This is a genomic window from Tabrizicola sp. (genome assembly GCF_031377265.1).
Classification (GTDB): Bacteria; Pseudomonadota; Alphaproteobacteria; order Rhodobacterales; family Rhodobacteraceae; genus JAUYQR01.
This window is the reverse complement of record NZ_JANMET010000339.1, coordinates 1-10,288: the sequence shown is the minus strand read 5'-3', so window position 1 is coordinate 10,288 and position 10,288 is coordinate 1. Positions and strand designations below refer to the sequence as shown.

9 protein-coding genes and 2 pseudogenes are annotated in these 10,288 nt (G+C 64.7%); 3 read left to right on the top strand and 8 right to left on the bottom strand.

Annotation, left to right across the window (positions count from 1 at the left end; genetic code table 11):
* Positions 1 to 55: 55 nt before the first annotated feature.
* The 5 genes from RMO18_RS18240 to RMO18_RS18220 all read right to left on the bottom strand — a co-directional run bounded on the left by RMO18_RS18240 (position 56) and on the right by RMO18_RS18220 (position 5,244).
* Entirely contained in the window at positions 56 to 1,039 is a 984-nt protein-coding gene (locus tag RMO18_RS18240) for an aldo/keto reductase (RefSeq protein WP_309667848.1), read from the bottom strand.
* 52 nt (positions 1,040 to 1,091) lie between these two features.
* Positions 1,092 to 2,411: an aminotransferase class I/II-fold pyridoxal phosphate-dependent enzyme gene (glyA, locus tag RMO18_RS18235; RefSeq protein ID WP_309667846.1), complete on the bottom strand. Its 1,320-nt coding sequence runs from the start codon at positions 2,409 to 2,411 to the stop codon at positions 1,092 to 1,094.
* Positions 2,412 to 2,481: 70 nt separating this feature from the next.
* Entirely contained in the window at positions 2,482 to 3,417 is a 936-nt protein-coding gene (locus tag RMO18_RS18230; protein WP_309667844.1) for an NADP-dependent oxidoreductase, read from the bottom strand.
* Positions 3,418 to 3,494: 77 nt separating this feature from the next.
* The gene (gene deoD, locus RMO18_RS18225; RefSeq protein WP_309667842.1) at positions 3,495 to 4,199 is read right to left on the bottom strand and encodes a purine-nucleoside phosphorylase; all 705 of its coding nucleotides are present in this window, start codon (positions 4,197 to 4,199) and stop codon (positions 3,495 to 3,497) included.
* A gap of 106 nt (positions 4,200 to 4,305) precedes the next feature.
* On the bottom strand, positions 4,306 to 5,244 hold the full coding sequence (locus RMO18_RS18220; RefSeq protein ID WP_309667841.1) for a fatty acid desaturase: 939 nt from the start codon (positions 5,242 to 5,244) through the stop codon (positions 4,306 to 4,308).
* Between the two features lie 68 nt (positions 5,245 to 5,312).
* Here RMO18_RS18220 and RMO18_RS18215 point away from each other — a divergent pair, with 68 nt between their 5' ends.
* On the top strand, positions 5,313 to 5,630 hold the full coding sequence (locus RMO18_RS18215) for a metalloregulator ArsR/SmtB family transcription factor (RefSeq protein ID WP_309667839.1): 318 nt from the start codon (positions 5,313 to 5,315) through the stop codon (positions 5,628 to 5,630).
* 158 nt (positions 5,631 to 5,788) lie between these two features.
* Here the strand turns inward: RMO18_RS18215 and RMO18_RS18210 are convergent, their stop codons facing one another.
* Positions 5,789 to 6,283, bottom strand: a complete 495-nt coding sequence (locus RMO18_RS18210) for a hypothetical protein (protein WP_309667838.1) — start codon at positions 6,281 to 6,283, stop codon at positions 5,789 to 5,791.
* Positions 6,284 to 6,351: 68 nt separating this feature from the next.
* Positions 6,352 to 6,882 carry a DJ-1/PfpI family protein gene (locus tag RMO18_RS18205; protein WP_309667837.1) on the bottom strand — a complete coding sequence of 177 codons (531 nt, stop codon included), beginning with the start codon at positions 6,880 to 6,882 and terminating at the stop codon, positions 6,352 to 6,354.
* Between the two features lie 89 nt (positions 6,883 to 6,971).
* On the opposite strand from RMO18_RS18205, the gene RMO18_RS18200 reads away from it, so the two are divergent.
* Positions 6,972 to 7,943 (top strand): helix-turn-helix domain-containing protein, encoded by a 972-nt coding sequence (locus RMO18_RS18200; protein WP_309667836.1) that lies wholly within the window; start codon positions 6,972 to 6,974, stop codon positions 7,941 to 7,943.
* 3 nt (positions 7,944 to 7,946) lie between these two features.
* Here the strand turns inward: RMO18_RS18200 and RMO18_RS18195 are convergent.
* Positions 7,947 to 9,905 (bottom strand): annotated as a pseudogene (locus RMO18_RS18195) (methylmalonyl-CoA mutase family protein).
* A 177-nt stretch (positions 9,906 to 10,082) separates the two neighbouring features.
* Here RMO18_RS18195 and RMO18_RS18190 point away from each other — a divergent pair.
* A pseudogene (locus RMO18_RS18190) lies at positions 10,083 to 10,288 on the top strand (glycerol-3-phosphate acyltransferase); the annotation flags it as partial.

The following is a 10,288-nucleotide window of genomic DNA, read 5'->3' as shown; positions in this document are numbered from 1 at the left end:
GTTTTCCACCCCCCGCACCCCCCGGAGGATATTTTCAGAAGAGGAAGGCCGCAGGTCAGCAATAACGCTCCACCGTGGCGGCCTGGTCGTCGTTGTAACGATCACCGAAGGCCCAGCCGACCGGCAGCACGCGGGCGATTTCGCGGTGATCCTCGGCGGTGAGGGTGATCTGGTCGGCCGCTGCCCAATGGGCGACGTGGTCTGCCGTTCGGGTGCCGGGGATTGGGATCAGGTGGTCACCTTGCGCCAGCACCCAGGCGAGGGCGAGGGCGGCGGGGCTGAGCGCGCGGTCGGCGGCATAGGCGCGGAAGGCTTCGATCCGGGTCTTGTTGCGGGGCCAGTTTTCCGGCTGGAAGCGCGGGATCAGGGTGCGAAACTCGCCGTTTGGCAGGGTGGCGGGGTCGAGCATGGTGTGGCCAAGTGCGCCGCGCGCGAGGGGCGAGAACGGCACGAACGCGGTGCCGAGGGTCTTGCAACGCTGGATCAGGCCGAGATCGGCTTGACGCGTCCAGAGCGAATATTCGTTCTGCACGGCGCGTACGGGGTGGACGGCATGGGCGCGTTCCAGCGTGTAGGGGGCAATTTCGGACATGCCGTAGCCACCGATTTTACCATCCAAGATCAGTGACTTGAGGGTTCCGGCGACCTCTTCAATGGGCCGCTCTGCCTCGTGGCGGTGGATGTAGAACAGATCGACATGATCGACGCCAAGGCGTTTCAGCGATCCTTCCAACTCGGCGCGCAGATAGGCGGCGGAGTTGTCGATGCGGCGGCTGGCCCCCGGTACGATGCCAGCCTTGGTGGCGATCACCGGGCGGTGTTTGCGGGTCTTCAGCCACTCGCCGATCACGGTTTCGGAGGTGCCGGCACCATAGATGTTGGCGGTGTCGAGGAAGGTGATGCCGTGGTCCCATGCGGCGTCGAGGCAACGGAGGCTCGCTTCGGTGGTCGTGGCACCAAAGATCCCGCCGAACGAGAGGCAGCCGAGGCCGATTGCGGAAACCATGGGGCCGCCGGGGCCGAGTTGGCGCTGTTTCATGATGCTCTCCTTCATTGGGGGGAGGGCAAGAGACCTCTGCGAATCGGTTAGGTCAAGGGGTGATGTAGTACAGACCCTGGAACTGTGCGCGAAAGGCGGCGGTGCGGGGGGCCACGGTTTCGGGGGCGTTGGAGCGCAGACCCTCGGCGATCAGGGCGGCGAGGGCGGGCGCATCGGCGGGGGTGACGCCACGCCGGACCAGTTCGGGCGTGCCGATGCGCAGGCCGTTAAGGTCGTTTGCGACGTCTGCGACGGGAAGGCCGATGCCGCATGCGAGAAACCCCGCGCGGCGCAGGGTCTTGGACGCGGTCTGGCCGCCGCCGAAAGCCGCCGCTTCGATGGCGAACTGGTGGCTTTGCGTGCCGCCCTTGTCCGCCGCAAAGACTGGCAGGCCGAGGTTAAGGAGTTCTTGCGACAGGGCGCGGGCCAGGTCGATCATCGCCTGTGCGTAGGCTGTGCCGTGATCCCGCCAATCCAGCAGCGTCAGGGCGAGGGCGGCGGATTTGGCGGCATCGAAGTTCGCGGTCATGCCGGGATAAGCGATGGCGTCGAGCCGTTCGGCGATGGCCGCGTCATTGGTGACGATCAGCCCGCCAGCAGGACCGCCGAGGGATTTGTAAGTGCTCATCGTCATCAGATGCGCGCCTTGAGCGAGGGGGTTCGGCCATGCGCGCCCCGCGATGACGCCGCATTGGTGGGCGGCATCGAACAGGACATGGGCACCCACCTCATCGGCGATGGCGCGGATTTCGGGGACGGGATGCGGGAACAGGTTCAGGCTGCCGCCGATGGTGATGAGTTTCGGTTTCACCTGCTGCGCAAGGGTACGAAGAGCTGCAAGATCAATGGTGTAGCCATCGGCATCGACCGGGGCGTTGTGGGTGACAAGGCCGTACAGGCCCGCGCAACCGGCGGCATGGTGGGTAACGTGGCCGCCCACGGCAGGAGGCGGGGCGATGATCGCATCGCCGGGTTTGGTGAGGGCCATGAAGCCATAGAGGTTGGCGAGCGCGCCGGAACCGACGCGAATCTCGGCGTGGGCTGCGCCGAAAATCTCGGCCGCGAGTTCGGCGGTGATGACCTCGATTTCCTCGATCGCCTCCAGCCCCATTTCGTACTTGTCGCCGGGATAGCCGAGCGACGGGCGGGAGCCCAGACCACGCGACAGGGCAGCTTCGGCGCGGGGGTTCATCACGTTGGTGGCGGGGTTGAGGTTGAAACAGTCGCGGTCGTGGATCTGCAGGTTTGCCTTTATCAGCGCCTCGATCCGGGCAAAAACGGCGGCCGAAGGGGCGGCCGTTTCACGCGCAATGCGCTGGATCAGGGCTTCGCAATCGGCGGGGACCCAGGGGCGGTGGGCGAGGTGGGGCATGGCGGACTCCTTCGTCCGCCATGTGAAGCAGAGGGTTGCGCCTTGCGCAATGGGAAGATCCCAGGCTGGATCAGGGATGGCCGACGTAGATCACGACCTTGCCGGTGGCGCTGCCGATTTCGCTGAAATCCTGTGCCTTTGCGGCGTCGTTCAGGCCGAACTCGGCGGCGATGATCGGGCGCACCTGGCCCAGGTCGACCATCTTGGCCAGTTCCGTCAGGATCGGCGCGTTGGGGCCGATGAAGACATAGCCGGCGCGCTTGCCTTCGGCCTTGGCACGGTCTTCGGATGGCTGCTGGGTGATGGAGACGAGCATGCCGCCGGGGTTCAGCACTGCCCAGGATTTCTCGGTCACATCGCCGCCGACAGTGTCGAAGACCACATCCATCCCGCTGACAACGCTGGAGAAATCCTGCGATTTGTAGTCGATCACTTCATCCGCGCCGAGCGAGCGGACCAGCGCCATTTTGCCAGCCGATGCGGTGGCCGTCACATGCGCACCCTTGGCGCGGGCCAGTTGCACCGCGATGGAACCGACGCCGCCTGCACCGGCGTGGATCAGGACGCGCTGACCGGCAGACAGGTTGGCGGTGGTGAAAAGCGCCTCCCATGCGGTGATGGAGACGAGGGGCAGGCTTGCCGCCTCGACATGGCTGATGGTGGTGGGTTTGGCGACCACTTCGCTTTCGCGCACGGCGATATACTCGGCGTAGGCCCCGTTGCGGCGGGTATCGGGGCGGGAATAGACCGCGTCGCCGGGTTTGAAGCGGGTGACGGCAGGGCCAGTTTTCTCAACGATACCAGAGACATCGAGGCCCATGATCAAGGGCATCTCATACGGGATGAAGTCTTTCAGGTAACCCTTGCGGATCTTCCAGTCGACCGGGTTTACGGAGGTGGCGACGACGCGGATCAGGACGTCGTCGGCTTGCAAGGTGGGGAGGGGGGCGTCTTCGATGCGGATTTCGGAAGAGGCGCCATAGGCGTGGATGCGGGCGGCTTTCATCGGGGGTCCAATCTGCTGGGGCAGATTGGAGCTAATGCCACACCGGGCGCGATACCACGGGTGTCACGGAACGGTGATCAGGCGAAGGCGGCTTCAAGCGCAATCTCGACCATCGCGCCGAATGACTTCTCGCGTTGGTCAGAGGGAAGGGCCTCGCCGGTGACGATGTGGTCGGAGATGGTGAGCACGGCCAGAGCACGGGCACCGTGACGGGCGGCGACGGTGTAGAGCTCGGCTGCCTCCATCTCTACGGCCAGGCAGCCGTGGCGAGAAAGCTCGCGCCACAGGTCGGGGCGTTCGTCGTAGAACGTGTCGGAGGAGTAGATGCCGCCCACATGCGTGGGGGTGCCCTTGGCGAGGGCGGCCTTGTAAGCCGCTGACAACAGGCCAAAATCGGCGCAGGGGGCGAAGTTCAACTCGCGGAAGATGGTGCGCGAGGGGGAGCCTGCGGTGGAGGCGGTCATCGCCAGAACCACGTCGCGGACCTTGACATGGTCGGGCAGCGCGCCGGCGGAACCGATGCGGATCAGGGTCTTGGCACCATAGTCGCGGATGAGTTCATTGGCGTAGATCGACAGCGACGGCATGCCCATTCCGGAGCCGTGGATGGTGACGCGGTGGCCGTTCCAGGTGCCGGTAAAGCCCAGCATACCGCGCACTTCGTTGACGAGGACGGCATCCTTTAGGAAGGTCTGCGCGGCCCAGCGGGCGCGGTAGGGATCGCCCGGCAAAAGGACGGTTTCAGCAATCTCGCCGGGTTTGGCACCGATGTGGACGGTCATGGTCAGCTTTCGTTGGGAACAGGGTTAATGGCCGGAAATCGGGGTGTTTTCGGTATCTTCTTTGCGTCTACGCAGCGTCTTCATTGCGTGGAGACGTGCGCTGCAGTCATGGCTCATTAATCAGGCGTTCGCGGGGCGCTGCAAGGGGGATCACGCGCGTCAGTCCTTCGCGGGGTGGCGCGCTGTCGGGCAGGCGGATGGCACGGGCAAGGCCGAGGGTTTCCAGCGCACGGATGAACCAGAAACCGGGGTCTAGCTGACCCGGCTCGATCCCGTGGCGGGCGGAATGAGGAAAGGCGTGGTGGTTGCCGTGCCAGTTTTCGCCAAAGGTGATGAGGCCGAGGCCGGGCAGGTTGTAGCCCTGCACTGGCAGACCCTCGATACGCCAACCTTGGTGGCCTTGGCGGTGCGCGAAATGGCCGACTGCCCAATGGCCAGACAGTGACAGCACAATGCGGGTAGATATGCCCCAGAAGACCCATGCCCAGCCGCCAAGCGCCCAGAGGATCACTGCAAGGGGAATTTGCTGCGCCATCCAGTGCCGCTCGATCAGGCGCAGCACCGGATCGTCTGCGATTTGGGGTTCGATCTGGAAGCGAGGCGGATGCGCGAGGTCAAACCGGCAGTGCATCTGCCACCATGCGTCGCGCCAGAACCCTGCACCATGCGATGGGTGGTGCGGGCATTCGGCTTGGCGCTGGTGCCAGTCGCGCATGTCATGCGCCCGGATCATGCCCATTGGCCCGGCCATGCCGACCAAAGTGCCGAGCCAGACCAGCGCGCGCTCCAGCCACAGCGGTGCCTCGAAGGTGCGGTGGATCAGCAGGCGGTGCATGCCGACGGAATGGCCGGCGCAGACGGTGAGGGCGGTCAGGAGCAGCATCACCCCAACGCCGTCCCATTGCGGGAAAACCGTGACGGCGATGATTGTTCCCGCCAGATGCCCGAACCACCACAGCGATTTCGGCGCGTCCCAGACGATGCGGCCTTCGGTGGCGGAGGTGTCGGTGGCGGGAACCACGCGGTCAGTAGCGATGAGGGACATCTTGAACCTCGGGCTTTGAAGGGTTATAGTTAATAAACTTAATAACTCATAAGTTATAAGGTTTGCGGATGTCAAGTGCGGACAAGATCTTTGAGGCGCTGGCCTCGACCACGCGGCGGCGCATCCTTGCCTATGTCTCGGAGGCGCCGCTGAGTGCGGGGGATATCGCGGCGCGGTTCGAGATGTCGCAGCCAGCGGTGTCAAAGCATCTGGCGCTGCTTGAGGCGGCAGGACTGGTCTGGAAAAGGCGCGAAGGGATGAACGTGTTCTACGGGATGGAGCAGGAAACGTTGTCGGGCACGCTGGCAACGTTTCTGCAGGCGGTGTGCCCGCCATCGCGCGCGTTGAAGAAGGAAGTTCGGGCACGACGGTCGACCGAGAGCTAGGCTTGGGGTCTGGTGCGTGGGCGTATCCACCGGCGGCGGGGGCGGTCGGATACCTTTGTGGTTTTGGCAGTTTGCCGGGCGTAGGTTGGGTAAAGTGGGCGCGCGCCCCGGTTGCAGAACGCGCGCCACTGACGGGCTTGGAGAGGGTGAGGGACCCGTCAGTATTCCAGTTGCGTTTTCACGAAGGCGGCGGTCTTGGCGCCATACCGGGTGGCGATCTGCAGCAACGCCTGATCCAGCACGTCGGTTGCTGCCGCATCCGGCAGCGGGCGTGACAGATGGTTGGCGGTGGCGGGGGTTGTCAGGATGACCACCCCGGCCTTGCTGTGCACGACGCTTTTGTCGGAAACGGCCAGCGCGCGGGAGCGGTAGGTGCGTGACCAGGCATCTGCCTGCAGGGCAAGGGACACCTCATCGACGCCATTCGCCACCGGCATGTTAATCTTTTCATGTCCCCAAAAGCCAAGGAAGTTGTTGGCCGCCGTCAGTTTCATCCCGATGGGCATGGCAAAATCCGCGGTCCGGTGTGACGGACCCCATTCGGTCAGCCCGAAAGCCGCAGCTGTGGCGATGGCTTTTTCCGTGCCGCCAATCGCCTCGACCAAAAGCAGCGCGGCAGGAATTGAGGCCGACACCCCGGTTGTGGTGATCACGGAGCCGTCGATGACATAGCGCGCATCGCGAATCCAGGTGGTGGCAGGGTGTTGCCGTGCGATCTTGTTCAGCGCGTACCAATGGGTGGTGGGCGTTTGCCATCCAGCACACCGGCGGCGGCGGCGACCCAGGCACCCTCACAGATTGTCATCACGGTGGCACCTTGGGCGTGCTGCTGCTTCAACCAGTCGACGATGGCCGGTGTATTCGGGTCGTGCAGTGCCGGCACGATGACGACATCGGCACCGGCGGGGTAGGCGGCGGTGAAGTCGTCCAAGGTCATGTCGGCAAGAACGGTCAACGCGGGCATCAGGGTTACCGGTTCCGACAAGGTGGAGACGGTGACAACATCAGCCACGCCGGCCGCACGCAAGATGCCAAGGGGGACCAGAAAATCGGTGGTTTCGGTGCCGGCATTGTCGGCGACGATCGCGATCAGGGGCCGTGCTCTGCCATCTTTCGGAGCGGGCAGGGTGATGGTCTGGGCAAGCTCGGCCTTGGTTGTGGGCCGAAGATTGGTGATGGGGCCAGACCAGAGGGCAAAGGCCCAAACGGTCGCTGCAGCGGCAAATGCAGCGAGGAAGCGCCAGGAAAGCATGGGGTCGACCTTTCGGAAAGATGTTCTTTACCGGGGTGTGCCACGTCGATAGCATTGGGTGAACTGACAAAGGTCTCTCATTTTCCGCCATGCCGCAGCCGGTCCGCGCCATCACCGTTATCGCCTTTGACGGGGTTCAAGGCCTTGATGTGGTGGGCCCGATGGAGGTTTTTGCAGCGGCAAACCGTGATGCGGCGCGCTATCAGCTGCGGCTGCTGACGCCGGGGGGGGCGGGAATACGGACGCATGCCGGGCTGTCACTGACGCCGGACGGGGCGTTGGGTCAAGACAGCGGCCCGATCGACACGCTGATCGTTTGCGGTGGCAGCGAAGCGGCATTGCGGGGGGCCGCAGTGGAGCCTTCGGTGCGGAGGGATCTGTGCGCGCTGGCGGGGCGCGCACGGCGCGTGGCAAGCGTCTGCGTCGGCGCGCTGGTCCTGGCGGGTGCGGGGTTGCTGGATGGGCGGCGGGCGACAACGCATTGGAACGCGTTGCACTTTCTGCGCGGGCTGGGGCGTGACATCCGGGTGGAGCCGGATGCGATCTTTGTGCGGGACGGGGCGGTTTATACGTCGGGCGGGGTCACTGCAGGGATCGATCTGAGCCTGGCGCTGGTGGAAGAGGACTGCGGGCCGGAGGTGGCGCGCGATGTCGCCAAGGAGCTGCTGTTGTATCTGCGCAGGCCGGGTGGCCAATCGCAGTTCAGTTTCTGTCTGGAAGCGCAGGTGCGGGCGGCACCGCGGATCCAGTCAGTGATCCAAGTGGTGTTGCAAAGGCCTGCCGATGATCTGAGCGTGCCCGTACTGGCCGCAATGGCGGGGATGAGCGAACGGACCTTTCTGCGCAACTTTCGCCGGGATACCGGGATGACCCCGGCGGCCTTTGTCGAGGCGGCACGGGTGGATCAGGCCAAGGCCATGCTGGAGACATCGGACTGGCCGCTGGCGCGGGTGGCGGACCGCGCCGGCTTTGGCAGCATTGCGGCGTTGCACCGGGCCTTTGCGCGGCGGGTTGGAACGGCACCGGGGTTTTACCGCGACCGGTTTGGCGCGCGGGGCTGAGTGTTATTCCGCGGCCAGCGCGGTGCTGTCAACCAAGGCCACGATGTCGAGCATGATCTGGTTCAGCTGGAAGTCCTTCGGGGTGTAGACTTGGGCCACCCCCAGCGCGCGCAGGGCTGCAGCGTCTTCGTCGGGGATTATGCCGCCGACCACGACCGGAATCTGGCCAAGGCCCGCGTCGCGCAACAGGGCAAGGGTTTCGGTGACCAGTGGCAGATGGCTGCCGGAAAGGATCGACAGGCCGATGACGTGAGCCGCCTGATCGGTCGCTGCCGCGACGATCTCGGCGGGGGTAAGGCGGATGCCGTCATAGTGGATCGCCATGCCGCAGTCGCGGGCGCGGGCGGCGATCTGTTCGGCACCGTTGGAATGGCCATCAAGGCCGGGCTTGCCCATCAGGAAGGTGAGGCGGCGGCCAAGCTTTTGCGAGACGAGGTCAACAGCGTCACGGATGGGATCGAGGCCTTCGGTGCGGTTGGACGGCGCGTTGCTGACGCCGGTTGGCGCGCGGTATTCGCCAAAAGTGGTGCGGATCACGGCGGCCCATTCGCCGGTGGTAGCCCCGGCCTTTGCGGCGGCGATTGAGGCGGGCATGAGGTTGGCGCCACTCTGCGCGTCGCTGCGCAGCGCGGCGAGTGCTGCCTCGACGGCCGCCGAGCTGCGGGCCCCTCGCCAGGCCTGCAGGCGGGCGATCTGGTCGGCCTCGGCCGCCGGGTCGGCCTGCATGATCAGGCCCTCGCCGGTGGTCAGGGGTGAGGGTTCGGACGTGGTGAAGCGGTTGACGCCGACGACAGTGGTCTCGCCGCTCTCGATTTTCGCGATGCGGTCGGCGTTCGCTTCGACCAGCCGGGATTTCATGTACCCGATGGCGGCGACAGCGCCACCCATCTGGTCGATCCGGGCAAGTTCTTCGCGGGCATTGGCTTTCAGTTCGGCAACCTTGCGGTCGATGGCGGGGTTGCCATCGAACAGGTCGTCATATTCGAGAAGGTCAGTCTCGTAGGCCAGGATCTGCTGCATCCGGAGCGACCATTGCTGATCGAACGGGCGCGGCAGGCCGAGCGCCTCGTTCCAGGCGGGCAGTTGCACGGCGCGGGCGCGGGCTGACTTTGACAGCGTGACCGCAAGCATTTCCAGCAGGATACGGGTGACGTTGTTTTCCGGCTGCTGTTCGGTGAGGCCCAGAGAGTTGACCTGCACGCCGTAGCGGAAGCGGCGGTAGCGGGCGTCGGTGATGCCGTAGCGGTGTTCGCACAGCGCATCCCAAAGTTCGGTGAAGGCGCGCATCTTGCACAGCTCGGTCACGAAGCGGATGCCGGCATTGACGAAAAACGATATTCTGCCGACCATTTTGGGGAAATCGGCGGCTGAAACTTTACTTTTTAGATCATCGAGCACCGCGCAGGCGGTGGCGAGGGCATAGGCCAGTTCCTGTTCCGGCGTGGCCCCTGCCTCTTGCAGATGGTAGCTGCAAACGTTCATCGGGTTCCATTTCGGCAGGTGATCGGCGGTGTAGGCCGCGACATCGGTGATCATCCTGAGCGACGGCGCGGGCGGGCAGATATAGGTGCCGCGCGACAGGTATTCCTTGATGATGTCGTTCTGCACCGTACCTTGCAGCGCGGCGACGTCGGCCCCTTGTTCCTCGGCCTCCGCGATATAGAGCGCCATGAGCCAAGGTGCGGTGGCGTTGATCGTCATCGAGGTGTTCATCTGGTCGAGCGGAATTTGGTCGAACAGCGCCCGCATGTCGCCAAGGTGGGCGATTGGCACGCCAACCTTGCCAACCTCGCCGCGGGCGCGGGGATCGTCGCTGTCGTAGCCGGTCTGGGTGGGCAGGTCGAAAGCGACGGAGAGCCCGGTCTGCCCCTTGGCAAGGTTGCCCCGTTAGAGCGCGTTCGAGGCGGCGGCGGTGGAGTGACCGGCATAGGTGCGGAACAGCCAGGGGGCGTCTTTGGTCATCGGAGCCTCGGGTGCGCAATTTTGTTTCGTTGGGTGGTAGATAAGGGACATTTTATGCCAATGTCAATTCGCTGCGATGCGGCGTTGGAGCGGGGGCCAGCCCCCGCACCCCCGGGATATTTTTGGACAGATGAAAGCTGATTGCGGGATTGCTTTGATCGGGTAGGCTCTGGCGTGATGTTGAACACGGTGGAAATTCCGGTATGGTTGCTGGTGGTCGCGGGGGGGCTGGCCCTGATTGCGGCATTGGACCGGATCATCGGGCCCGGGGTGCGCTGGTTCTTTCGCCGCAGGATGGAGCGGGTGCTGGCGGGGGTGAATGCACGGCTGGAGCGCAAGATCGAGCCGTTCAAGCTGGCACGCCGCCAGGACATGATCGTGCG